Origin of the sequence: Natrialba magadii ATCC 43099 (genome assembly GCF_000025625.1) — an archaeon.
In the GTDB taxonomy this organism is placed as follows: domain Archaea; phylum Halobacteriota; class Halobacteria; order Halobacteriales; family Natrialbaceae; genus Natrialba; species Natrialba magadii.
Window position 1 is genome coordinate 2552659 of sequence record NC_013922.1, and the last position, 23296, is coordinate 2575954.

Here is a 23296-nt window from a genome sequence, read left to right on the forward strand (position 1 = left end):
TTATAAACCTCCCTATTGTCGTTGAACGCGCGCGCAGTTGTGCGGGAGAGGGAGAACTCCCGGACTACGTCTGTGCGGAATCTGCTCCGCCTCAGACCGACGTTATTCGTCTAGCGTGACGTGGTTGTACCGCTGCAGGTAGTCGCCCATCGTTCCGAACGGCTCGATGTCGACGTGCTGGTAGTTGAACTGCTCGGCAATCTCGTGGTACAGTGGGAGCATGATCGCGTCGTCCCAGATTGCCTGCTCCATGTCGATGTACGCCTCGTTGCGTGCTTCCTGTCCTTCCTCGGGCTCAGGATTCGCTTCGACAGTTTCCCAGGCTTCCTGGGCCATTGCCGACGCGTCGGAGTCCTCTTCGTGCCAGTCGAGGTAGTAGCCACTCGCATCGCCAGGCATACGCGAGGTGTCGGTGTTCTCCGGCTCGAAGCCGAACATCCCGTAGTCTGCTGCTGGCCAGCTCCACGTCCAGCCGAGCGAGTAGAACTCAAGGTTGCCGTTCTCTCCCTGTTCCTGCAGCGTCGCGAACGGGGTTTCCTCGAGCTGGAGGTCGACACCGAGTCCGGAGAGCCTGTCACGGAGGTCCCGACCGGCTTCCTGGAAGACCTCGTCCTCGTAGGTTGTCAGCGTGAGCTCGTACGGATCGTCGTCATCGTAGCCAGCCTCCTCGATGAGTTCACGTGCGGCGTCACGGTCCGACTCGAACAGTTCGTACGGGTAGTCCTCGATAAACTCATCGCGGCGCTCTGGACCGCCTGGGAACGCACCTGGCGGCGTGAACGTCACTGCCTCTTCGCCACGCCCCTCGAAGATGTCCTGGACGAGGGCCTCACGGTCGAGAACGTATGCGATTGCCTGTCGAATCTCGACTGGGACAGACGGTGCGTTGAACGCGAAGTAGTAGGTCGACAGCTGTGGAACGCCGACGTAGTCGAGCATGTCGCCGTTTTCGACGGGACCGTACTCACCGACTTCACGCCCTTCGTCGTCCGTTTCTGCGTCGATCAGTGACTGATCGTAGTCTGCGGTTGGAATACTGAAAACGTCGGCACTGCGGTCCATCGCGTAGGTGAAGTGTGCAGTGTCGTCTTCGAGAATCTGCCAGTGGACACCGTCGATGTTCGCCACGCTGCCGTGGTAATCGTCGAACGTGGAGACTTCGGCTTCTGCGTCTGGGTCCCAGTTGTCGAACTCGAACGGACCGGTACCGATCGCAACCTCGCTCGAGAGTTCGCTCTGGTCGTAGTCGCCGTCGTAGCCCTCGATGTCGCCGACGATTCCCTCTGGAATCGCGGAGAAGGAGTCGTACGACAGCAGGTCGAGCGCGTTCGGGTTCGCCGAACGGAGCGTAATCTCGAACGTTCGGTCGTCGATTGCTTCGGCCCCAATCGACTCTGGAACGACTGCACCATCGTCGTCCGTCTCGTGTTCGATTGCGAGGAAGATATCGCCGAGGATAAAGTTCGCGCGCTCACTGTTCTCGGATTCAGCGAGTCGGCGGAACGCGTACACGAAGTCGTCCGCGGTCAGTTCGCTTCCGTCGTGGTACTCAGCTTCTTTCAGCGTGAACGTGTACGTCAGCAGGTCGTCGGAGATTTCGACTTCCTCGGCGAGAAGGTTTTCGACCTCTGCCCCACCGTTCGGGAAGTAGGTCAGCCCCTCGTAAATCTGGTTGATGACCTCACCCGAGGCCGTATCGGTCGACTGAATCGGATCGAGCGACGTCATCGTCGAGTTGATCCGGTTCAGAATTCCTTCGTCACCGCTCCCGTCGTCGGAGGGATCCTCGTCGGTAATGCACCCAGCAAACGTTGCCACCGCAGCACCTGCCCCGGCAGTCTTCAGGAACGTCCGCCGAGACTGATCTATTTCATTCGCCATTCGAGTGAGACGAGATGCTCAGGTCCCATAAATTTTTGTTTTGGATCCGGTGTGCTACCATTACGTAAACACAATAACCTATTGTGTGCCTTATGTGGACAATACTCGTAGATAATCACGAAAATCTACAATCGGTCACGTGCGTTTCTGGCCCCGTTACTGGATGACTACGTTTATATAGTGTTGGTTCCATATCACTATCATCAGTCGTTACAATTAAACACTGTTTAACTACCTCCTCCTGAGCAATCGAGTCCCGGGAAGGTCTCGGTGATACTACCGGGTTGCTCAGACTATTTCTCATATAAATGACTAACCGTCTCGTTAGGCATAAACACAACAAATTGTATGTTTATAGCAGTTTGCTCGCGTGTCGTACGACGCATGTTCCAGGTATATTAGTATTACAGGACAGACATCGAGTATCAACAGCCCGCCTCCGGCCTGGTAATGCTTTGTTGACTGAAAAACAACAACATATTTATACCTGTGCTAACACCGTGATTGCATGGTGGAGAATAACAATCGATACCGACCTGGTATCAATCGACGCCGTGTCCTCCAAGGACTTACTGCGGCGGGTGTGATTGGGGCTGCTGGATGTCTCGATAGTGAGGAAACCGACGAGACCGGTGACACGTACACTATCGCCGACGGAACGGACGCCGAATCGATGAACTTCATTCAGGTGTCCGACGACAACACGAACAACCGACTCGCGCTGGTGATGGACAGCGCGTACACGGTTACAACCGACGACCAAATTTTCCCACTGTGGATGGACGTCGAGGACACTGGCGACGCACAGGTGTACGTCGCAACCCTTCGCGATAACCTCCAGTGGGGCGGTGACTACGGACAGATGACCGCCTCTGACTGGGTGTACATGATTCAGGAAATCCATCAGGGTGAGGACAACTGGGCACTCTCCGAAGCAGCCGGCAACTGGGCCGGCACCCACGTCGAAGAAACCGGGGAACTCGAGTTCCAGATCGAACTCGAGAGCCCGAACGCCGACTGGCCGTTCGAGCCGGACCTCTGGGGATCGTACTGTATGCCACAGGGGCTCCTCGAACCGTACGTCGACGAGCAAGACGGTGAGGGTCTCGACCAGGACCAGGAAGTGCAGGAACTGGCCTACGGTGGAAACCTGGGGCCCTATACCTTCGAACGCTGGGACCGCGACTCCGAGTTCGTTGCTGTGAAAAACGACGAGTACTACATGAACGAACTCGACGCTGATGACTTCCCGGACTACATCAGCGACGAGCAGGTGGAAGCCTGGCAGAACGCACCGACCTTCGAGGAGTTCTCCTATCAGGCAATCGACGAGGACAGTACGCGGATGAACGCTCTCGGTCAGGGTGAGATCGAGGAGACCAATATTCCATCGACTCGCGTCGAGCAGTTCGAGGGTCGACCGGACATCGACGTCATGGAGGTACCGTATCCGTACCTGACGATCATGGCGTACAACCAGCGGATGAACGGCTGGGAAGAGCTTCGCACGCGCGAAGTCCGCCAGGCACTCTCGATGGCGATCGACAAGGTCGAGATTTCGGAGAACATCCTCCGTGGCTACGCCGAAGTCGCACACACGTTCCAGCCACAGTGGTCCGAGTGGTACGACGAATCCGAAGTGACCGAGTTTGGTGAGGGAGACAGCTACGACCCAGACGCCGCCCGAGACCTTCTCGAAGAAAACCTGAGCTCGGAGTACGGCTACGACAGCGACGGAACGCTCCTCGGACCGGACGGCGAACAGGTCACGCTGACGATGGTCTACTCGCGTGGGACCGAAACGACGGCAACCACGGCCGAGTTTATGGGCGACGAACTGGGCGAACTCGGCATTGAGGTCGAGTTCGACTCCGTGACGTTCGACCAGATGATCCCGAACTACGTCCAGAACTCCTGGCAGGGCGACGAAGACGATCAGCCATGGACGGGCGGACCAAACAACGACGGTCCGCGTGACAACTCCGCGAGTGCGGAGGACTGGGACCTGATGTACGGCATCAACTTCAACACCTACCCGCGGACGCCGGCGGCAACGGACGCGTTCTGGTCCGAGCAGGCGCCGACGAACTACTTCGGCTACGTCCCTGACGCCGACATGGACTCGCTGTTCAGTACCGTCCGGACAAGCGCAGATCGGCAAGAGCGCGAAGAGACGCTCGCGGAAATCTTCGGTATCCTGAGCGAGGACCAGCCGGTTAACTTCGTCGCCATGAGCGACGACATCATCGGCTATCAGGGCTACGTCGATGGGCCAGAAGAGGAGTTCGGTCAGGCGTGGGACCGCCACACCTGGGCGTTCGACGAGGCCTGATCGACGACCACCGAATCGACTCGAAATCAACACCAGACAGAGATTCAAACGTGTTGCTATGTTTCATACTCTTATTGGAATGCAGTGGTGATGGCGCGTGAGCATGACAACCTACATTCTGCGTCGAGTTGCCTGGGCAGTCGTCGCGTCACTGATCATCCTGACGCTGACGTTTATGCTCCTGTACTTTACGCCGGATACGCAGCTTGCAGAAATGCAGTTCCAGGCCGCACAGGCCGGTGAAGATCCAGAAGAGATCGGAGACGCATACGAGAGCTACTACGGGTACGACCAACCAGTCCACGTCCAGTACGTCGACTTCATGGGGAATATGCTCTCACTCGACTGGGGATGGTCTGAGACCCGTTCACAGCCCGTCACAACAGCGATAGCCGACGCAATACCCTACTCGATGATGTACGGGGTCCCCTCGATCATTATCTCGACGATCCTCGGCATCGGAATCGGGCTGTACTCCGCGACGAACCAGTACACCCGGAGTGACTACGCCGCGACGTTCTTCGCCTTCTTCGGACTGAGCATTCCGGACTTCTGGTTCGCGATCATCCTGCTCGTGATCTTCGGGGTGGTGCTCGGCTGGGTTCCCATCTTGTTCGACACGAGTGTCGCTATCTTCTCGTTAGAGAACGCACAACAGCTGATACTCCCCGTCATCGTGCTCACACTGAGTTCGATTGCAAGCCTGATGCGCTACTCACGTGCAGAGGCACTCGAGTACGTCGAGGCGGAGTTCGTCAAAACAGCGAAGGCGAAGGGTGTGAAGGGACGACGGATCCTATCTCACCACATCTTCCGTCCTGCATCCGTGCCGCTTGCGACGATTCTGGTCGGCGATCTGCTGGGGATTATCCTGGTTTCGTCGTACCTGATCGAAGTGGTCTACGGGATTCCGGGACTGGGGACGCTCAGCTTCCGGGCGATTATCAATCAGGATACACCGCTGGTGATGGGGACAGTCCTGTTGCCGGCGTTCCTGACGATTATCGGAAACCTGGCACAGGACATCGCCTACACGGTGCTCGATCCACGAATCGACTACGGTGATGCCTAATGGCCGTCGACAACGATTCCCGTGGTACGAGCGCAGCCGGTGAAACGTTCGAAGACGTCGACTGGGAACAGGTCGACAGCGAACGGCGGTCGTGGTCGGTCAAGATGGTCGCCATCGCGAGTATCTACCTCGTGTTTGCTGCCGGTGTCATCTACGACTACGTCATCAAGACGCCGGGGACGGAGACGATTGCAACAGTCGGCATCAACCTGCAGGCACTCGACTGGCTGTACATCCTGACTCTGCTGTCGATTCTGTGTTTCGTCGTCGTGCCGCTGTACGAGAACAAGCGCATGACGAAGTATTACTGGCGGCAGTTCCGCAAGAACAAGGCTGCCGTTATCAGCCTCGTCTACCTGGGGATCATCTTCGTCATCGGTTCGATCGGGCCGCGTTTCCTCGATCGACCGACCGTCGATCCGAGTAACGCCTACCAGCCGCCGGTGTTCATGTCGGTCGAAGAGTGGATGCCGGTCGAGTGTGCCGGTGAGGTCTCGGGTGGATACTGTCATGGTACCTGGGATCATCCGTTTGGGACGACCCACGAGGGGAAAGACATCCTCGTTTCGGTTATCTACGGGATGGAAGTCAGTATGCAGGTCGGCCTGATTGCCGCGATGATCACGATCACGATCGCAGCGATCGTCGGCGTGAGTGCCGCCTACTTTGGCGGCTGGATCGACGCCGTGCTCATGCGCTACGTCGACATCCAGATCACGTTCCCGACGTTCTTCCTGTACCTGATGGTCGTCTACCTCTACGGTGGAAGCCTCTTCAGCATGATCGTGATCTTCGGTCTGCTTGGCTGGGGTGGCATTGCCCGTATCGTTCGCAGTGAGGCACTCCAGCGCCGCGAAGAGGAGTACGTACTCGCTGCGAAGAATGCAGGCGCGAGCAGTTACTGGACGATGCGTCGTCACCTCCTGCCGAACGTTTCGAACAGCGTCATCACCGCGGTGACGCTGTTGATTCCCGGGCTTATCCTCTTTGAGGCGAGCCTGGCGTTCCTCGGCCTCGGTGATCCGACAGTCCCATCGTGGGGTGAAGTCATCGCGTCCGGACGTGACGACCTGCAGTACGCCTGGTGGATCTCGACGATTCCGGGGATTTTCCTGTTCTTCACGATCCTCGCGTTCAACTTCATCGGCGACGCGCTTCGTGACGCACTCGACCCACGCTCGGAGGGGAGCAGCGAATGACGCCGGCACCAACACCGCCGTCGTCGCCGAGTCCTGACCGGAATCGCGATGGTGAAGAGAACCAAGACGAACGCGGACACGGACACGAACACAAACACGAACACGAGGATGAGGACGAACAATCCGATTCGGCGAACGCGACGACCACAGTGACTTCGAACGAAAACACGACCACAACGGACCACGCGGCTGCAACCGACGAACCGACCATGGAAACCGCCACGAACACCCATAGAGACATCGAACGAGGCGATCCGCTGCTCACCGTCGAAAACTTGCGAACCGTGTTCGACACCGACGACGGACAGGTACAGGCGGTCGACGGTGTCGACTTCACCGTCCACCGCGGCGAAACTGTTTGCATCGTCGGCGAAAGCGGCTCCGGAAAGACGGTGACGAGTGAATCGATCACGCAACTGTTCAAGAGCCCACCCGGATCGATTGCAGATGGCTCCGTCATCTTCGATGGTGACGACCTGGCCGCACGGTCCGAAGACGAACTTGCCGACATCCGCGGCGCACGGATCAGCCACATCTTCCAGAACCCACAGGGTGCGCTCAATCCGGTCTACACCGTTGGCTGGCAGCTCGTGGAGGCAATTCAGCTCCACCGCGACATCGATAAGGACGGCGCCCGCGAGGAAGCTGTCGACCTCCTCAGCCGCGTCGGCATTCCGGAAGCCAGCGCCCGACTCGACGACTATCCACACGAGCTCTCCGGCGGCATGAAACAGCGCGTGATGATCGCAATGGCGCTTGCGTGCCAGCCAGACCTGCTCATCGCCGACGAGCCGACGACCGCGCTCGACGTGACCATCCAGGCACAGATTCTCAGACTCCTGCGCGACCTGCAGGAGGAGTTCGAGATGGGGATTATCTTCATCACCCACGACCTCGGCGTCGTCGCCGAAATCGCAGACCGCGTCGTCGTCATGTACGCTGGCAAGGTGATGGAACGCGGCAGCGTCTACGACGTCTTCGACTCTCCGTCTCATCCCTACACGAAGGCACTACTCGAGTGCCTGCCGGGTCATGGCTCGCTGGGGGGTATCCCCGGCTCGCTCCCGGACCCGATCGATCCACCCGAGGGCTGTCGGTTCGCAGAGCGGTGTCCGTACGCAATCGAGGAGTGTCGAACCGGGGACCAGCCGGCGTTCGAGTCTGCTGCAGGCGACGGACACGAGGTCTCGTGTGTCCACTACCAGACCGCCGACGATCCGTCGGTACTCGAGTCGGTCACGACTGACACTGCGGATGGCCACAGCGAACGGCGAACTGGTCGGACAGACGGAGGGACGGTGCAAACGAATGGAGGTGATCATCATGAGTGACCGGCGGACCGATCAGCACCGCCGCACCGGCGAACCGCTGCTCTCGGTGCGAAACCTGAAGAAACACTACCCGATTACGGAAGGCATCCTCTCGAAGGAAGTCGGTCGTGTTCGTGCCGTCGACGGGATCGATTTCGATGTCTATCCCGGCGAAACAGTCGGTATCGTCGGCGAGAGTGGCTGTGGGAAGTCGACCGCTGCGAGTTCACTGATCCGACTCGAGGAGCCGACTGACGGGTCAGTGCTGTTCGACGGCGAGGACATCACCGAGTATGACCGGGAGGAGATGAAAGCGTTCAGGCGTCGGGTGCAGATGATCTTCCAGGATCCGGAGTCGAGTTTCGACCCCCGCATGAGTATCGGCGATGCGATTGCCGAGCCGCTGACCGTGCAGGGACTGACCGACACCGCTCGCCGGCGCGAGATCATCGCCGACTTGCTCGAACGAGTCGGTCTCTCTGCCTCGGATGCCGACCGCTATCCACACGAACTCAGTGGCGGGCAGAAACAGCGCGTCGGACTTGCGCGGGCGCTCTCGATGAATCCCGACATGATCATCGCGGACGAACCGGTCTCGGCGCTCGACGTCTCGATCCAGTCTGAGATCCTGGCACTGATGAACGACTTGCAGGAGAAGTTTGGACTCAGTATCCTGATCATCAGCCACAATCTGGCCGTTATCCGCCAGATCTGCGACCGCGTCGCCGTGATGTACCTCGGTGAAATCGTCGAGCTCGGACGGACGGACGAGGTCTTCGCGAATCCCCAGCATCCATATACGCGGGCGCTGCTTGCTTCGATTCCGACTGCCGATCCGACGGATCGCGGGATGGGCGTCGAACTCACCGGTGACGTGCCGAGTCCGTCGAATCCACCGTCGGGCTGTCGCTTCCACACCCGGTGTCCAGAGGTTATTCAGCCCGAGGGCTACGAGTTCGAACAGTCGGTCTGGCGGCGCGTCATGGATCTCCGGCAGAAACTCGACAGTGGCTCTATCGACGTTGAGGCGATTCGCGACATGATCCTCACCGAGACGGATAGCTACGAAACGACCGCGGAGATTCCCACCGCTAAAACCAGGGTTCGAGTGCGCGAGGAGTTCGACATTCCGAAGCCGCTTTCGGATCCACAGGCAGAGTCCGTTCTCGAGGAGGCGATCGAAGAGATCGTTACGGGTAACGACGAGGCCGCCCGTGAGTATCTCGCAGCCGAGTTCGCCACTCCCTGTGAGACCCAGTCGCCGGTACTCGAGGACACGGAGTCCGGTCAGACAGCCTCCTGTCTGCGTATCGAGAACGAACTGCCACCGTCAGAAGTCGAACAAACGGTTCGATCAGACTGATCGCCGGGCTGCTCTCCCGTTTCCGTTCGGTGAGCCCGCGCGGATTTTTCTGGGCTTCAGAAGGTCACCATTGCGGGGTGTGTCAGGACTGTTAGCTGCCAGTTGGCAGTTGGCAGTTGGCAGTTCCAGTCACCAGTACTCCGTCACAAACGTCACAACGAGCACCAGCCCCCCCGCAAGCAAAAACCGAACGCCACGAGACAGGCGCTCGGACTCCGTCAATGGGGTCGAACAGTTCAGCAATGCCGCCAGCCGTTCCTGGTGTGCCGTCGGTGTTTCTGCACCGGACTCGAGTTGTGCCTGTGCTTTCGTCTCCTCGTCGGTCGGTTTGCGTTTGGCACGCGGCTGGACGCCGGGCCGGGTGAGAATCGTCCCGATCGTGACGAGGAGGACGCCGAGGACGAACGTGGCTTCGCGGACCGTTGTCCAGCCACCGCCGCGGACCAGTGAGACACCGATGCCAATGACGACGGCGACACCGGTGACGAGTGCTGCGTAGACCAACGCGTCGGCGGTGCGAAGGAGCCGACGGGACTCCTGTGTCATGGCAGTGTCTCTGCAGGGTGGGTACTTCTAGCGTCCGGTTTGTGCGTCCAGGTCCGATCGAGAACGGACGTGCAAACAGGCAGTGAGTCTGCGTCGCTATCTACTCACCTTGCTCGTCGCTCGGTAGTGAATATCTGAAACGTATCGGGAGGTAGGTCTGAACCATGTCCACTCCGGTTCCGACGCTCGCTCGTGGCCTCTACCAACCACATGCGATGGATGACGCTCACGAATTTGTTCGCGCCAAAACATAGCGGGAGGTAGATTTGAACCACGTCCACTTCGCTCCCTGCGGTCGCTCGTGGCCTACCTCAAATCTACTCGTTGTATTCACAGGGATTCAGACTCACTCCTCACACTGTTCGTCGTTCGTTGTTGAATCCCTGAAAAGTAGCGGGAGGTAGATTTGAACTACCGGTCTGCGGGTTATGAGCCCGCCGGAATCTCCTGGCTATCCCATCCCGCTACCATATCGTAACCCGGTGTGCTAGTTAAGGGTTGTGATTCGGGTGCCGTATGCGGGTTTCTACCGTCCGTCCCGATGCACTTTCCACGTGTAGAGACTCTCACAGGTGTAGTTCACGAAGAATCCAATCCCGATTCCGATGACGTTTGCCAGTACGTAGTTGACGTCGTACCAGTTCACCAGCACCGCAAGCACCGTTAGCGTTACCAGGAACCCGCCAAACCTGACCGCGTTCGAGCGCAGGAATCGCCGCCCGAACGCTGAAACACTCCTCTTCCCGTGCCCGGCAAACGTCCAGTACTCGTTCAGGAGAAAAATCACTATAATCGACAGCTCCCAGGAGATCACCTTCGCAATCACCGGATCCAGACCGGTCAACTCGACCAGCGTAATCAGACCGGCATTGTCGACCGTCGCCCCAACGAGTCCAACGCTCGCAAACTGGCTAAACCGACTCGTCGAAAGCAATGCGTGAACCCGCGTTCGAATGGCGTCGATGAGTGAGTCAGTCATCTGGAACGTGTGAGGTACTCGAGTCCGCTGTCGACACTATCCATCACTGACAGGGGTGGCGGTTTGCCTCTTGTGATAGTGTCTGTCGATGCGGTGGTGGTGATGGGATGTGCGTATTCACGCCGGTACGATGACTGTCGCGGTCGGTGACTGTCACAGTATGGGTCGTACTCCGTGCCTACCGGTCAGCTCTCTCTCTCTCTCTCGCAGGAGAGCGGATGCGGCCTGGAACGGGTGGAAAAAGTGACGGAAGAGTCAACACGGCGAGTGCGGAGTGTGTCTTCGGCCTGCTAGACTGTTCGCCCGCTAGACTGCGAGGTCGCCTTGCGGCCGAACGACCTCGACGGCACTGGCGTCGACGCGCTCGACGTCCAGAAAGTGTGGGATGTAGTTCTGATGCTCGAAGTCCTTGTACTCCGATTCGGCACCGACGGTACACCACAGCTGGACCGTTTCGGGACCGTGCCACTCGCCGTTGCGGTTGATTCCGAAACAGACCAGCTCCTCACCGTCGTGCTCGATGATCGCCCCTTTCCGAATGCCGGGGTCCCCGTGGATGATGAGCTGCTTCATACGGCACAGTTCTCAGGAGAGCGGATTAAACGCTTCGAACACCTGCGGCTATTGGCCGGGTTTCTACAGACGGGTTATATAGTAACAACTGCTACTATAGTAGCCACTCCAAGCCACTCTCCTTCTCATTATCTGCGGTATACGATTGTGGACACAACACACGTTGTGTCGTATGGATACGACACACAACGAAACGCGCGCCCGCGTGAAGGGCGCCCTCGCCCCTTCGCGGTCGACGACGAACCAAACGGGTTTTAAACAGCGCTGTCTTAGCCCACGTCAAGTGAGATAACCATGCAGATGCCACGCCGATTCAATACGTACTGTCCGCACTGCAACGAACATCACGAACACGAAGTCGAGAAATCTCGATCGGGACGTTCCTCCGGGATGAAGTGGGACGCTCGCCGAACGCGGCGCAACACTGCGTCCATCGGTAACTCCGGTCGCTTCTCGAAGGTCCCCGGTGGCGAGAAGCCAACCAAGAAGACCGACCTCAAGTACCGCTGCAGCGAGTGTGGCAAGGCCCACCTCCGCGAGGGATGGCGTGCCGGCCGACTCGAGTTCCAGGAGTGATTCACATGGCAGGAAATTTCTACAGCGTCCGATGCAGTGACTGCGAGAACGAACAGACCGTCTTCGGCAAGGCCTCCACGGAAGTCGCCTGTGCCGTCTGTGGCACGACGCTTGCGCGACCGACCGGTGGCAAAGCCGAGATTGAACACGAAATCGTCGAAACAGTCGAGTCACGATGAAGTACAGCGGCTGGCCCGACCCCGGCGAACTCGTCGTCGGCAAGATCGACGAGATCGAAGACTTCGGAGTCTTCGTCGATCTCGAGGAGTACGAGGACAAGCGCGGCCTGATCCACATCTCCGAGGTCGCCAGCGGATGGATCAAGAACGTCCGTGACCACGTCCGAGAGGGCCAGATCGCCGTCTGCAAGGTCCTAGATGTCGACAAGGAGTCCCAGCAGATCGACCTCTCGCTCAAGGACGTCAACGACCACCAGCGCTCGGAGAAGATCCAGCAGTGGAAAAACGAGCAGAAGGCCGACAACTGGATGGATCTGGCGACCGGCGACGATGTGGGTGACGAAGAGTTCACCGCCATCGCAAACGAGCTTATCGGCGCACACGGCAGCCTCTATGAAGGCTTCAAGCAGGCTGCGATCCACGGCCGCGAAGCACTCGACGACACCGAACTCACGGACGAGGAGATCGACTCACTCGTCGAAACCGCTCGCGAGAACGTCTCGGTGCCGTACGTCAACGTCACCGGCTACGTCGACCTCGAGAACCCGTCGGCAACCGGTGTCGACGGCATTCGTGAGGCACTCGAGGCCGCCGAAGGGAACGGCGAGGTGCCGGAAGAAGTCGACCTCGAAGTGACCTACGTCGGCGCACCCGAGTACCGGATCCGAGTGCAGGCACCGAACTACAAGACTGCCGAGGCCCAACTCGAGGAGAGCGCCGACCGCGCAATCGCTGCAATCCAGGGCCACGGTGGCGACGGCGAGTACCACCGCGAGCGACGGACTGACGAGGAGTAGCCGACTGAAACGGTTCCCGTTTCACAGACAACAGCCATCACTACCAATGAAATCTGATATCCGGGTGTGTTCGGAGTGGCGCGAGCGACACGACCGCCCGCGATATACCCTTTCTGCGACGTGTCCGGACTGTGGCGCTACCACCGAAAACAGCGCCCCGGCACCCTTCGATCCCGAAGATCCCTACGGCGAGTACCGACGCGCTCTTAAACGTCGCCATCGCTGCTAGGGTATATGGACGAACTCGACATCGACGCGGTCGCCGAACTCGAACTGGACGACCCCGTACTCGTCGAGGGGCTGCCGGGTGTCGGACACGTTGGGAAACTCGCCGTCGACCACCTGCTGGAGGAACTCGAAGGCGAGAGTACGCTCGTTCGACGGGTGTACTCCCGCGAGTTCCCGCCACAGGTGACTGTCGAAGACGGCGTCTCGGAACTCACCTGTGCCGAAATCTACGCGGTATCCCCGCCGGAAGGACGTGACCTGCTCTTGCTGACCGGCGATCATCAAGCGCAGACGAACGATGGCCACTACGTGCTGACGAGTGCGTTCCTCGACATCGCCGAGGAGTTCGGCGCGTCTGAGGCGTTCGCACTCGGCGGTATTCCCACGGGCGAGCTCATCGACGAGTACGCCGTCGTAGGTGCCATGACAGCGGAGTCGATGCGCGAGAATCTCGAGGAGTCCGGCGTCGAGTTCAGAGAGGACGAGCCGGCGGGCGGTATCGTCGGTGTCTCGGGTCTACTGCTCGGCCTCGGCGCGCGTCGCGAGTTCGAGGTGGCGTGTCTGATGGGCGAGACGAGCGGCTATCTCGTCGATCCGAAAAGCGCTCGCGCCGTGCTCGAGGTGTTAGAGGAGGTACTCGAGATCGATCTGGATTACGAGACGCTCGATGAGCGTGCTGGGGAGATGGAAGACGTCATCGGGAAGATTCAGGAGATGGAACAGCAACAGCAGATGGACGTACCGACGGACGACGATTTGCGGTATATTGGCTAATTCCGACCCGAAACGCGTCGAACGACGCTGGGTGTCGTTGTTCTGTTCTTCTCTCCTGTATTCTCCTCACCTATCCTCCCCCCTCCTGTACTCTCCTTTCCTCTCCTCTCTTCACCTCTCCGATCATTTCGTTTCGGAACCATTTTCTAGAGACTGGACCGTGGTTGCGATATGCCACTGACGCCGGACCGACGACTACAGGGACGCATCGCCGCTGCGTTCGCGCTGGTCGTCGGAGTCAACGGACTCGTGCTTTCGGTACTCGTCTGGAGTATTCACCGGCTCCTGTCCGCGAGCGGTCGGTCTCTGTCCGTCGAACTCGGCGTCCCGGCCTCCGTCGGCGCGCTCCTGGTCGGTGCAATCGGTCTCGTCGCTGTCCAGGCTCGATACGGGTCGCTGACGGCTGTGTCCGGACTCGAGCCCGAACCGATCGACGGTGACGGTCCCCGAAACGTCGGCGCACGGGTCCGGCGGCTGGCGACGCAGGCGGACGTCCCGCAACCGGCAGTCGCCGTCGCCGACTGTACCGAACCGAACTGTCTAACCGTTGGGAGCCAGCGGTCTCCGACGATCGTGGTCACCACGGGACTGCTCGACGCCCTCGGGGACACCGAACTCGACGCGGCACTGGCCCACGAGGTCGCCCACCTCGCGAACCGTGATCTCACGGTCGTCAGTGCTGTCGCCGCGATCGTCGCAATCGGTGATCGGCTGCTCGAGCGCGAACGCATGCTTCGAGGGGTGCTCGTGGCGATGATCGTATTCGTCATCAGGTTGGGCCCCGTTTTCGGACTAATGCTGTTGTTCGTTCTCGTCGCGCCGTTTGTCGCGATTACAGTGGGCTTTCTGGTTGTGAGCCCCGTCGCGCGATTGCTGCTCGGGATCTACGCCATTACACTCGGCCTGTTCGCAAAGGCCCGCGAGTACGCCGCCGATCGCGGGGCGAGCCAACTCGTCGGCGATCCGGCCGCAGTTGCAAGCGCCCTCGAGACGCTCGACGGTGGCGACCGTCCGAAACGGGACGCACGACTCGACGCGAGCGCAACGCTCGGAATCGTTTCCCAGTCGCTCTCGATCGACTGGGCGGACGGCGAGGGCGACGAAGACGGCGACGCCGATGAAAGTTGGTTCGAACGCCTGTTCGTCGGTCAGTTTGACATGTGGCGGGAGAACGTCTCGGAGTTTGGCAACCGACAGTCCGAGAACGGGTTCGATCAACAGCGGTCTTCCGACCGCGGCGCTGTAGATGCGGATGCGAATGCGAGTGCGGGTGCGGGTGACGACAGCGAATCGAAGTCGTGGATCGTCGAGCCGCTCGTGAAACCCGTTGTCGACCCAATACGAGATCGAATTCGGCAAGTGTTGACGTGGCGGCCTCCGACACACCCCACGACCGAGTCACGAATCGAGCGATTACAGATGCTCGAACGGCGGCGGTGTGACTGAGTGGTGATCACGTACGTACGAGTCGCAGAATATCTCGCTGCGTGCTCTGCTCGACTCCCTGTATCAGCCCTCGAGTACCTCGTACGCCACGTCCGCATCCCGAAGCGCATCCGTAACGCGCCCGACGGCATCCGTCGTCGCGATGGCAGTCACCTCGAGTCCGTGCTCGGCAGCGTCGGCTGCAACCTCACCGACGGCGAACGTCACTGCGGGTTCGACGTCTGCCTGTCGGCAGGCGACGGTCGCTTCGACACCCGTTGCGACGACGATATCCGCGTCGTCACAGGCGTCGCGAACCGTCTCGTCGTCGATCGCACGGCTACCACCCGTTCGAACCGTCGGTACCTGCAGCACCGTCACGGAGCCGGGTTCGAGCTCCATCACGCCCTCGAAACTCGTGACACCAACGTCGGTGCCGGCTTCAGCGTCGGTGGTGGCGATACCGGTTGCGGGACCCGCGCTGCCCGGGGTCGCATGAAGGAGGCCGTCCTCGAGTGTCAGTGAGACCGTATCGCCTTCTTCGATAGCATCGGCAGCGATGTAGGCGTCTTCGCTCATCGCACCGAGGACGTCGCCGGTGACGTGGTCGGCGAAGCGACGCACGTCGTCTGCGGCGCGAAAGAGCCAGTCGACGCCCTCGCGGGTGACGCGGTAGCGCGACCGACCTTCCTTCTCGACGAGCCCGTCGTCGACGAGGTCACGAATGTATTCGCTGACGGCCTGACTCGTCACGCCGACTTCCCCGGCGATCTCCCCCTGGCTGACAGCGGGCTGGCGCTCGGCGATCTGTACGAGGATCCGAAATCGCGTCGCGGCCCGTTTGTTGTCGAGGACGTCGACCATACGCTCTCTTTGTTCCGAGGGGAGCAAAAAGGTACGCGGTCGACGCGCGAGCGACTGGCGCGTCACCACTGCACTGCACGCGCCCCGTCACGAGACACCCATCAGACCACGAGACTCCCATCAGACACCAAACATCAAGTAACTCTCCCACCTATCGATTACCAGTCAGCAGCTTCAAGTAGCCGCTGTTGGGCCCGGAGCGGAGCTTACTCGAGTCCGGTCGCTCACAGCGACGACTGAACAAACTCATTAGGGTTCGAGAGAGTCACACGAGTATGACTGACCGCTACGACGTGGTGATCGCCGGTGCCGGGCCGGCGGGTGCCCAATGTGCCCGTGACCTCGCGACGCGCGGATACGACGTCGTCGTCCTCGAAACCGAATCCGAGGACGAGTTCCCGCGCCAGAGCAACAAATCGACCGCCGGAACGTTCCCCTCGATGATGGCTTCGTTCGGCATTCCAGACGACGTCGTCATGCAGTACACCGACAGCGTCGTCCTCGAGTCGCCGACCGACCACTACGTAAAAGAACAGCCCGGCGCGGTACTCGAGTTCGCCGACTTCAAACGCTATCTCGCCGAGGACGGACAGGACGCGGGCGCGGAGTACTACTTCGATTCGCGCGCGACCGCGCCGATCATGGAGGGCGGTGAAATCGTTGGGATGACCTACAACGGCGATCAGGAGGTGTATGGCGACGTGATGATCGATGCGACGGGGCCAGCAGCACCGATCGCGAAGAAACTCGGCGTGAGTGATCTCAAGCGGGAGAATCACGCCATCGGTATCGAGTACGAGTTCGAGGGTATCGACATCGATCGCCCCGGCTTCGCAGATCTCCACGACGCGATGATGCTGCGCCTGGATCACGACATTGCACCGGGTGGCTACTCGTGGATCTTCCACACCGGCGAGGATACGGCCAAGGTCGGTCTCTGCTACATCCAGAACAACGGACACGACCGATACGCACGCGATGGGTTCGCGATCGACGACTATCTCGACCACTGGCTCGACACCGATCCGCGGTTCCAGAACGCGACGCGGATCGAGGGCAAACAACACCGCGGCTCGGCCCACATCCAGATGCCAGGGCAGATGCACACCGATCGATTCATGGCTATCGGTGACACGGTTCCGACGGTCGATCCGCTCTGGGGCGAGGGGATCAACAAGTGCATGCAGTCCGGCCGAATGGCAGCAGCAGCAGTTGATAGCTGTCTCAAACACGGCGACATCGAGCCGTCCGCGGAGAATCTCGAGGTCTACGACACGCTCTGGCACCGCGAAGTCGCGCCGAACATGCAAAAGCGTCTCTGGATGACGAAACTGCTATATCTCGCCGACAACGAGCGCTACGACGAGTTTATGCAGGATCTGCGCCGACTCGATGGCGATACGCTGTCGAAGGCAAATCAGGGAAGCGTCAGCGCGATTGCGAAACTGTTCGGTCCGAGCGACGTGTCGCTGCTCGCACGCTTTGCGAAACAGGAGTTTAGCTTCGGAACCAGCTTCTAAGCTGGAACGGCGTTTTCCGCGTCGATCCGCTCAGACGTGTTCCGGTAACCAGCCGCCGTCGACTTCGATATTCTCGCCGCTGATGTACCCCGAATCCGGATCGAGGAAGAACAACAGTGGCTGCATCAGATCGTCAAAGCTCGCCGGGCGGTCACGGGGCAGTTCCTCGGGAAATTCGTCCGAGTTCTCGACGACGTACGGCGAAATCGCGTTGACAGTCACACCGTCGTCCTGCGTGTCCGCGGCGAGCATCCGGGTAAACATCAACACGCCTGCCTTCGCGACGAAGTACGGGAAGTTCACCGGGCTGACCAGTCCCTTCTCGCTCGAGGCGTAGCCGATGTTGACGATGCGGCCGTAGTCGTCCTCGTCTCGGTCTCCGTCGCGCATCGTCTCCAGTGCGCGCTTCGAACAGAGGTAGGTGCCGTTGAGGTTCGTCTCCAGCACACGATTCCACGTCTCGAACTCGAGTTCGTCCCAGTGGCTGGGCGCGAAGTCACCGACGTTGTTTACCAGTACGTCGACGGCCCCAAGTTCAGATTCGACGGCACTGAAGAGTCCGTCGACGCTGTCGGGGTCGGTTACGTCACCCTGAACCGTCATCACGTCGCCGGGGCCCCGCTCGCTCGCCGTCTCGGCAACGTCCCGCGCTGCATCGGCGCTCGTGTGGTAGTGAACGGCGGTATCAGCGCCGCGTTCGGCAGTCGCGACCAGCAGTTCGCGGCCGACGCCGCGAGCGCTGCCCGTCACGAGAACAGTCCGGTTCTCGAGTGTGTGGTCGTCCATATGGCATGCTCGTCGAGAGGAGGTAAAAAGCGCCTGGGACGGTGAATCGCCTCGGGGTCAAGTGGTTCGAGAATTGAAGATTCTCGTCATCACGAGAGAGCTTTGCTCTCTCGGTCGACCCCGAGGCTTCCTGATTCAACGACGCGCTTTGCAGACACGCGCTGAAAGCCAGCGGTGTCCGTAGGGAGCACAGTCTCCACAGGCGTTGATTCGGGCCATTCCAGCCCTAGTTCAGAAAAGCCGCGTTGAAGGACGTTCATCGCCGCGTTCGCATCTCTATCCGTCTCGAACCCGCAAGACGGACAGGAGTGTTCACGAACCCAGACGGGTTTCGCTGTCTCCACGCCACACTTCGCACACCCTTTCGTCGTGCCACGAGCAGGCACTTGGACAACGTGCGTACCGTACAAGTCTCCCTTGTATTCGAGGAGTGTGATGAATTGTCGCCACGCTGCATCCTGCTTATTCCGAGCGTTGCCGTCACCCTGAAGCATTCCAGCTACGTCGAGGTCTTCGACGAACACGGCGTCGTACTCACGGACGAGCCACGTTGTGATTTTGTGCTGGTAGTCCAGTACTTTTCGCTGAATCTTGCGCTTGACTTTGGCAACCGTTTGCCGCTGTTTCTCGTAGTTGTTCGACCCGTGTTCTTTCCGGGAGAGTTTACGTTGCTCTCGGCGCAATCGCTCGTACTCGTCTTCGAGATCGAGCCAATCCACTGTCTTGCCGTCGCTCGTGTGGATGTAGTTGAGGATGCCAAGGTCGATTCCCACGCTGTTGCTCACGTCGAGTGTGTCCAACGCAGGTTTCTCTGGGATGTGTTCGTCGTCGGTTTCGAGACTGAACGAGACGAACCACTCACCCGTCGTCTCCTTTTTCAGCGTGACTTCTTTGATCGTTGCGTTTTCGGGGAGTGATCGGTGGTAGCGGATTTTCACCCAGCCGATTTTGCTGAAGCGCACGTAGGCGTATCCGTCGCGGCCCCTCTTGTTATCGAGGTCGAAGCCAGACTGGTTGTACGTGACGCTTCGGTATTCGGCGGGTGATTGCCGTTTGAGCCGACCAACCTTGTACCCTTTCTCTTTCTTTTTACGAAGATTCGAGAGGTTGTCGTGGAAGCGTGCGACGGTGGCTTGTGCGGCTTTCGAGTGAAGTTCCGCGAATACAGGCCACTTGCGCTTCCACTCTGGCAGTTTGTTGTTCTGCTGGTATTCGCTTGGTTTGTCGTCGTCGGGACTGTTCGTGTAGTCCCATCGGACGTGGTTGTAGAGTTGGCGATGAACGTCGAGATGATGTTCAGCAGCCATCGCTACCTTGTCGCTTGGGTAAGCGCGGTAACGGTGGCTGTGTTCCATCGCTGTCTGCGTGTTTGGAATGTATCTACTTAATGGATAGTATCGCTACGCCTATCGGATTCATCCCCGACCTCAAGGGTCGGGGTATTCTCCTGTACCGCTCATAAAATAGGACGTAGGGGCCTCGGAACGGCAGCGGCTCCCGAAGTTAAGTGTCCCCCCGTACATACATGGGACATGACACTGGAAACCGTCTTGCTCGCCGTTGGACCCGGCGATGCAAATCGGAGCACCAAACTGGCGGAAACCGTCGTCGAAGCCGCCGCGCCGGCGGACTCGACTGTGATCCTGGGACACGTCTTTACTGACTCCGAGTACGACGAAGTGCTGTCCCGACTCGAGTTCGATACGGGATTCGACGGGGCCGATCCAAACGAGGTAGCTAGCCGTCACTCCACGATTCGGGAGCTACAGGACGTGCTCGACGAGCACGGACTCACATACGAGGTACGGGGAGCGGTCGGCGAGCACGGACCCACGATTGTCGAGATGGCGACGGACGTCGACGCGGATCGGGTCGTCGTCGGTGGGCGACGACGGTCGCCGACCGGGAAGGCGGTGTTCGGATCGACGGCCCAGGAAGTGTTGCTGTCGGCACCGTGTCCAGTAACGTTCGTGCGTAACGACGAGCGTGAGGTGGATACCTGAGTTCAGGTCATCGGTTGGGCAACAGCACATCCACTCCGTATGGGTCGTGATTCCGAGACACAACTCGGGGTCGAGTACAATATGTGTAGTTAAGTAACGCGGCAGCGCTCATTCGAACAGGATGGTCTACTATGCGGGCGTCGATCTCGGCGCGACGAACGTCCGGGCCGCGATCGCCACGGACGACGGGACGACGATCGGCGTCAGTCGAAACGCCACGCCACGCGGACCAACGGGAATCGACGTAACAGAGGGCGTCCTCCGGACGCTGCGTGAAGCCTGCGGCGACGCCGGCGTCACACCGGAAGCCGTCGCCGCTGCCGGCATCGGCTCGATCGGGCCGTTCGACCTCGCGGAGGGGGCTGTCATCGACCCGGCGAACCTGCCGGACTCGATCGAACGCATTCCACTCACCGGTCCGATCAAAAAGCTCCTCGAGACGGACGAGGTACACCTCCACAACGACACTACTGCTGGTGTCATCGGCGAGCGCTTCCACGCGGAGCGAAACCCCGACGACATGGTCTACATCACGATCTCCTCGGGGGTCGGTGCCGGCGTCTGCTGTGACGGTGACATCCTCAGCGGCTGGGACGGTAACGCCGGCGAGGTCGGTCACTGTATCGTCGATCCCCACGGCCGCCTGACCTGTGGCTGTGGCCACGACGGTCACTGGGAGGCTTACTGCTCGGGCAACGGTATCCCGAACTTCGCGAGACTTCTTGCTGACGACGACCCGACGATTTCGACTGATCTGCCACTCGAGAGCCCTGACTTCACCGCGAAGGACGTCTTCGAGTTTGCCGGCGAGGACGAACTCGCCGACTACGTCATCGAACAGCTCGCCCACTGGAACGCGATCGGGGTAACGAACGTCGTCCAGTCGTTCGCGCCGATCGTCGTCTCGTTCGGCGGTGCCGTTGCGCTGCACAACGAGGAACTCGTCGTCGACCCGATTCGCGAGCGCGTTTCCGAGATGCTGCTCAACAACGTGCCCGAAATTCGCGTCACCGACCACGGCGACGACGTGGTACTCGAGGGCGCGGTTGCGAGTGCGCTGACGAAGGGGACCGGCGACCGGCAGTATCTCGACGCCTGAGACAGTCCGTCGTCGCCCTTCATCGGTGGTTGTTCCGCCAGAGGCGCGGTTACCTGTCGCCCGTCCCACCGATCCGCCCGCGTACGTCCACCGAGTGCTACATTTTTGACCCGTGCACTGTAACGCGGAGTATGCGCCGACGAGCCTTCCTCCGTTCCGGACTCACCGCCTGGGCTGGCCTCAGTGTCGCCCTGTCCGCGTCTTCGGTGTCCGCGACTGACGAGCGCGCCCCCTCGCACGCGACCGTCGCTACCGGGTCACAGTCGCCCACCACGACCACCAACCCCGACTCGTTTTTCGACGAGTCGGTCGAATCGACGCCACAGGAGGCGTTTCCTGAGTCCTACGACCCACTCGGTCGCACGTCGGTCGGCGGCGCGGCCGAAGCGGTCGTCGGCGACGACGGGGAGACAGCCTATCTCGCAACGACGACCGGCTTCGCAACTGTCGACGTCTCCGACCCGACCGATCCGGAGGTACTCGCACGCGACGATTCCATTTCGGTCGACGGTGCCCCACTCACCGAAATCCTCGACGTGAAAGTCAGCGGCGACCGTCTGGTCGTCCCCGGACCGGCGAACCTGGCCAGCGACTCGGTCTTTCACGGCTTCATCTGCTACGACGTCAGCGATCCAGCAGACCCTGTCGCCGTTACTGATCCCTACGAGACCGACTACCACATTCACAACTGCTTCCTCGAGGACACCCTCCTGTACGTCGTCGCGAACAGCGAGGAGCCCGCCGAAAATCCGCTCGTCATCTTCGACATCAGCGACGACACCGTCGAAGAGGTCGGCCGCTGGTCACTACTCGAGTACGAACCCGGCTGGGAGGAGGTCCACTGGCTCCTGCGATACCTCCACGACGTCTATGTCCACGACGGGATCGCGTATCTTGCGTACTGGAACGCGGGGACCTTCCTGATCGACGTGAGCGACCCCGCCGAACCGGCATACATCTCCCACGTCGCGGAGACGGAACTCGAGGACCAGCAGGATATCCCTCACTCTAACGTGACAGACGCCCAGCAGGGCCTGCCGGGGAACGACCACTATTCGGCCGTCGACGACACCGGTACACTGCTTGGGATCGGCCGTGAGGCCTGGGCGACCGGCGGCGACGACCCCGACGGCCCAGGTGGGATCGACCTCTACGACGTGAGCGACCCGAACGAGCCGACCTACCAGGCGACGGTCGAGGCCCCACCCGCCGAGAACGAGAGGTACAGCGACGGCATGTGGACGACCGCCCACAACTTCGAACTGCGAAACGATCGCCTCTACTCTTCGTGGTACCGCGGCGGCGTGATGGTCCACGACGTCTCTGACCCCGCCTCACCCACCGAACTCGCTGGCTGGCGCGACGCCGAGGACCTGGGCTTCTGGACGGCGCGGGTACTCGAGTCCGGTGAGACGTTCGTCGCGAGCAGCACGGAGGCGATTCCGAGCGCCGATACCGAGGGTGCACTGCTGGTGTTCCCGGCGCAGGCAGACGGCGCTGGGTCGGGTGGTGGAGATGGTGGTGGCGATGACAACGAGGGCGGTGGAAGCGGAAGTGACACGGCAGACGCCATCCCAGGATTCACGGCTGCCGGCGTCGCCGGGGCGGCCGGCGTTGCCGGTGGCGCGCTCGGACTCGAAGCGCTGCGCCGACGGGTTGATGCCACGGCAGAGTCGTCACAGCAGTGAGCCGGTTTCGCGTCGAATTCGGTATAGTAACAACTGAAACGGTTTACACACTGATCGCCAGACTGATCGGCGATCAGGTGTGCACTGACTTGCAGTGGCTAC

At 60.2% G+C, this 23296-nt stretch carries 22 protein-coding genes and 1 tRNA gene; 15 read left to right on the forward strand and 8 right to left on the reverse strand.

Translation table 11 applies throughout. The features are described 5' to 3' along the window. Positions 1 to 102 precede the first annotated feature (102 nt). Positions 103 to 1881, reverse strand: a complete 1779-nt coding sequence (locus tag NMAG_RS11960; RefSeq protein ID WP_012996683.1) for an ABC transporter substrate-binding protein — start codon at positions 1879 to 1881, stop codon at positions 103 to 105. A 508-nt stretch (positions 1882 to 2389) separates the two neighbouring features. Between NMAG_RS11960 and NMAG_RS11965 the strand changes: the two genes are divergently transcribed. The 5 genes from NMAG_RS11965 to NMAG_RS11985 all read left to right on the forward strand — a co-directional run bounded on the left by NMAG_RS11965 (position 2390) and on the right by NMAG_RS11985 (position 9157). Then, the gene (locus NMAG_RS11965; RefSeq protein ID WP_012996684.1) at positions 2390 to 4213 is read left to right on the forward strand and encodes an ABC transporter substrate-binding protein; all 1824 of its coding nucleotides are present in this window, start codon (positions 2390 to 2392) and stop codon (positions 4211 to 4213) included. Between the two features lie 103 nt (positions 4214 to 4316). Next, positions 4317 to 5285: an ABC transporter permease gene (locus NMAG_RS11970; protein WP_004215342.1), complete on the forward strand. Its 969-nt coding sequence runs from the start codon at positions 4317 to 4319 to the stop codon at positions 5283 to 5285. Continuing rightward, positions 5285 to 6484, forward strand: a complete 1200-nt coding sequence (locus tag NMAG_RS11975) for an ABC transporter permease (RefSeq protein WP_004215341.1) — start codon at positions 5285 to 5287, stop codon at positions 6482 to 6484. The genes NMAG_RS11970 and NMAG_RS11975 overlap by 1 nt, the downstream gene beginning before the upstream one ends. Positions 6485 to 6693: 209 nt before the next feature. Further along, positions 6694 to 7815, forward strand: coding sequence for an ABC transporter ATP-binding protein (locus tag NMAG_RS11980; protein ID WP_049916248.1), 1122 nt, complete (start codon positions 6694 to 6696; stop codon positions 7813 to 7815). Further along, a complete protein-coding gene (locus tag NMAG_RS11985; RefSeq protein WP_004215339.1) occupies positions 7793 to 9157 on the forward strand; it encodes an ABC transporter ATP-binding protein in 1365 nt (454 codons plus the stop codon). The genes NMAG_RS11980 and NMAG_RS11985 overlap by 23 nt, the downstream gene beginning before the upstream one ends. A gap of 129 nt (positions 9158 to 9286) precedes the next feature. Here NMAG_RS11985 and NMAG_RS11990 read toward each other — a convergent pair whose 3' ends face one another. The 4 genes from NMAG_RS11990 to NMAG_RS12005 all read right to left on the reverse strand — a co-directional run bounded on the left by NMAG_RS11990 (position 9287) and on the right by NMAG_RS12005 (position 11255). After that, positions 9287 to 9703, reverse strand: a complete 417-nt coding sequence (locus NMAG_RS11990) for a DUF7555 family protein (RefSeq protein ID WP_004215338.1) — start codon at positions 9701 to 9703, stop codon at positions 9287 to 9289. Positions 9704 to 10094: 391 nt separating this feature from the next. After that, positions 10095 to 10169, reverse strand: a tRNA-Met gene (locus tag NMAG_RS11995). 60 nt (positions 10170 to 10229) lie between these two features. Next, the gene (locus NMAG_RS12000; RefSeq protein ID WP_004215337.1) at positions 10230 to 10682 is read right to left on the reverse strand and encodes a GtrA family protein; all 453 of its coding nucleotides are present in this window, start codon (positions 10680 to 10682) and stop codon (positions 10230 to 10232) included. 306 nt (positions 10683 to 10988) lie between these two features. Next, entirely contained in the window at positions 10989 to 11255 is a 267-nt protein-coding gene (locus tag NMAG_RS12005; protein ID WP_004215336.1) for an HAH_0734 family protein, read from the reverse strand. Between the two features lie 294 nt (positions 11256 to 11549). Between NMAG_RS12005 and NMAG_RS12010 the strand changes: the two genes are divergently transcribed. From NMAG_RS12010 to NMAG_RS12030, 6 genes are all read left to right on the forward strand, one after another. Next, the gene (locus NMAG_RS12010) at positions 11550 to 11831 is read left to right on the forward strand and encodes a 50S ribosomal protein L44e (protein WP_004215335.1); all 282 of its coding nucleotides are present in this window, start codon (positions 11550 to 11552) and stop codon (positions 11829 to 11831) included. Positions 11832 to 11836: 5 nt separating this feature from the next. After that, positions 11837 to 12010 (forward strand): 30S ribosomal protein S27e, encoded by a 174-nt coding sequence (locus NMAG_RS12015; protein WP_004215334.1) that lies wholly within the window; start codon positions 11837 to 11839, stop codon positions 12008 to 12010. After that, entirely contained in the window at positions 12007 to 12807 is an 801-nt protein-coding gene (locus NMAG_RS12020) for a translation initiation factor IF-2 subunit alpha (RefSeq protein ID WP_004215333.1), read from the forward strand. Before NMAG_RS12015 ends, NMAG_RS12020 begins: the two co-directional genes overlap by 4 nt. A 46-nt stretch (positions 12808 to 12853) precedes the next feature. Continuing rightward, a complete protein-coding gene (locus tag NMAG_RS20985; RefSeq protein ID WP_004215332.1) occupies positions 12854 to 13036 on the forward strand; it encodes an RNA-protein complex protein Nop10 in 183 nt (60 codons plus the stop codon). 5 nt (positions 13037 to 13041) lie between these two features. Then, positions 13042 to 13809, forward strand: a complete 768-nt coding sequence (locus NMAG_RS12025) for a proteasome assembly chaperone family protein (protein WP_004215331.1) — start codon at positions 13042 to 13044, stop codon at positions 13807 to 13809. Between the two features lie 171 nt (positions 13810 to 13980). Then, positions 13981 to 15255: a M48 family metallopeptidase gene (locus NMAG_RS12030; protein ID WP_004215330.1), complete on the forward strand. Its 1275-nt coding sequence runs from the start codon at positions 13981 to 13983 to the stop codon at positions 15253 to 15255. Positions 15256 to 15318: 63 nt separating this feature from the next. Here NMAG_RS12030 and NMAG_RS12035 read toward each other — a convergent pair whose 3' ends face one another. Next, positions 15319 to 16098, reverse strand: coding sequence for a DUF7839 domain-containing protein (locus tag NMAG_RS12035; RefSeq protein WP_004215329.1), 780 nt, complete (start codon positions 16096 to 16098; stop codon positions 15319 to 15321). A gap of 275 nt (positions 16099 to 16373) precedes the next feature. Between NMAG_RS12035 and NMAG_RS12040 the strand changes: the two genes are divergently transcribed. Continuing rightward, a complete protein-coding gene (locus NMAG_RS12040; protein ID WP_004215327.1) occupies positions 16374 to 17618 on the forward strand; it encodes a digeranylgeranylglycerophospholipid reductase in 1245 nt (414 codons plus the stop codon). Positions 17619 to 17648: 30 nt separating this feature from the next. On the opposite strand, the gene NMAG_RS12045 is transcribed toward NMAG_RS12040, so the two are convergent. Both NMAG_RS12045 and NMAG_RS12050 read right to left on the reverse strand, forming a co-directional pair. Next, positions 17649 to 18404 carry an SDR family NAD(P)-dependent oxidoreductase gene (locus NMAG_RS12045; RefSeq protein WP_004215326.1) on the reverse strand — a complete coding sequence of 252 codons (756 nt, stop codon included), beginning with the start codon at positions 18402 to 18404 and terminating at the stop codon, positions 17649 to 17651. Positions 18405 to 18493: 89 nt separating this feature from the next. Further along, a complete protein-coding gene (locus NMAG_RS12050; RefSeq protein WP_012996685.1) occupies positions 18494 to 19759 on the reverse strand; it encodes an RNA-guided endonuclease InsQ/TnpB family protein in 1266 nt (421 codons plus the stop codon). A 177-nt stretch (positions 19760 to 19936) separates the two neighbouring features. On the opposite strand from NMAG_RS12050, the gene NMAG_RS12055 reads away from it, so the two are divergent. The 3 genes from NMAG_RS12055 to NMAG_RS12065 all read left to right on the forward strand — a co-directional run bounded on the left by NMAG_RS12055 (position 19937) and on the right by NMAG_RS12065 (position 23194). Beyond that, a complete protein-coding gene (locus tag NMAG_RS12055) occupies positions 19937 to 20407 on the forward strand; it encodes a universal stress protein (RefSeq protein WP_004215320.1) in 471 nt (156 codons plus the stop codon). A gap of 121 nt (positions 20408 to 20528) precedes the next feature. Next, positions 20529 to 21506: an ROK family protein gene (locus NMAG_RS12060; RefSeq protein ID WP_004215319.1), complete on the forward strand. Its 978-nt coding sequence runs from the start codon at positions 20529 to 20531 to the stop codon at positions 21504 to 21506. A gap of 131 nt (positions 21507 to 21637) precedes the next feature. Then, complete coding sequence (locus tag NMAG_RS12065; RefSeq protein ID WP_004215318.1) at positions 21638 to 23194, forward strand: LVIVD repeat-containing protein; 1557 nt, start codon at positions 21638 to 21640, stop codon at positions 23192 to 23194. Positions 23195 to 23296 lie beyond the last annotated feature (102 nt).

Excerpts from the sequence above, each read along its gene's own strand:
- NMAG_RS12000 (WP_004215337.1), bottom strand. The coding sequence starts at position 10,682 with ATGACTGACTCACTCATCGACGCCATTCGAACGCGGGTTCACGCATTG.
- NMAG_RS11965 (WP_012996684.1), top strand. The coding sequence starts at position 2,390 with ATGGTGGAGAATAACAATCGATACCGACCTGGTATCAATCGACGCCGT.
- NMAG_RS12065 (WP_004215318.1), top strand. The coding sequence starts at position 21,638 with ATGCGCCGACGAGCCTTCCTCCGTTCCGGACTCACCGCCTGGGCTGGC.
- NMAG_RS12035 (WP_004215329.1), bottom strand. The coding sequence starts at position 16,098 with ATGGTCGACGTCCTCGACAACAAACGGGCCGCGACGCGATTTCGGATC.
- NMAG_RS12055 (WP_004215320.1), top strand. The coding sequence starts at position 19,937 with ATGACACTGGAAACCGTCTTGCTCGCCGTTGGACCCGGCGATGCAAAT.
- NMAG_RS12005 (WP_004215336.1), bottom strand. The coding sequence starts at position 11,255 with ATGAAGCAGCTCATCATCCACGGGGACCCCGGCATTCGGAAAGGGGCG.
- NMAG_RS11975 (WP_004215341.1), top strand. The coding sequence starts at position 5,285 with ATGGCCGTCGACAACGATTCCCGTGGTACGAGCGCAGCCGGTGAAACG.
- NMAG_RS11980 (WP_049916248.1), top strand. The coding sequence starts at position 6,694 with ATGGAAACCGCCACGAACACCCATAGAGACATCGAACGAGGCGATCCG.
- NMAG_RS12060 (WP_004215319.1), top strand. The coding sequence starts at position 20,529 with ATGGTCTACTATGCGGGCGTCGATCTCGGCGCGACGAACGTCCGGGCC.
- NMAG_RS12040 (WP_004215327.1), top strand. The coding sequence starts at position 16,374 with ATGACTGACCGCTACGACGTGGTGATCGCCGGTGCCGGGCCGGCGGGT.
- NMAG_RS20985 (WP_004215332.1), top strand. The coding sequence starts at position 12,854 with ATGAAATCTGATATCCGGGTGTGTTCGGAGTGGCGCGAGCGACACGAC.
- NMAG_RS12045 (WP_004215326.1), bottom strand. The coding sequence starts at position 18,404 with ATGGACGACCACACACTCGAGAACCGGACTGTTCTCGTGACGGGCAGC.
- NMAG_RS12025 (WP_004215331.1), top strand. The coding sequence starts at position 13,042 with ATGGACGAACTCGACATCGACGCGGTCGCCGAACTCGAACTGGACGAC.
- NMAG_RS12010 (WP_004215335.1), top strand. The coding sequence starts at position 11,550 with ATGCAGATGCCACGCCGATTCAATACGTACTGTCCGCACTGCAACGAA.
- NMAG_RS11985 (WP_004215339.1), top strand. The coding sequence starts at position 7,793 with ATGGAGGTGATCATCATGAGTGACCGGCGGACCGATCAGCACCGCCGC.
- NMAG_RS11990 (WP_004215338.1), bottom strand. The coding sequence starts at position 9,703 with ATGACACAGGAGTCCCGTCGGCTCCTTCGCACCGCCGACGCGTTGGTC.
- NMAG_RS12030 (WP_004215330.1), top strand. The coding sequence starts at position 13,981 with ATGCCACTGACGCCGGACCGACGACTACAGGGACGCATCGCCGCTGCG.
- NMAG_RS12050 (WP_012996685.1), bottom strand. The coding sequence starts at position 19,759 with ATGGAACACAGCCACCGTTACCGCGCTTACCCAAGCGACAAGGTAGCG.
- NMAG_RS12015 (WP_004215334.1), top strand. The coding sequence starts at position 11,837 with ATGGCAGGAAATTTCTACAGCGTCCGATGCAGTGACTGCGAGAACGAA.
- NMAG_RS11970 (WP_004215342.1), top strand. The coding sequence starts at position 4,317 with ATGACAACCTACATTCTGCGTCGAGTTGCCTGGGCAGTCGTCGCGTCA.
- NMAG_RS12020 (WP_004215333.1), top strand. The coding sequence starts at position 12,007 with ATGAAGTACAGCGGCTGGCCCGACCCCGGCGAACTCGTCGTCGGCAAG.
- NMAG_RS11960 (WP_012996683.1), bottom strand. The coding sequence starts at position 1,881 with ATGGCGAATGAAATAGATCAGTCTCGGCGGACGTTCCTGAAGACTGCC.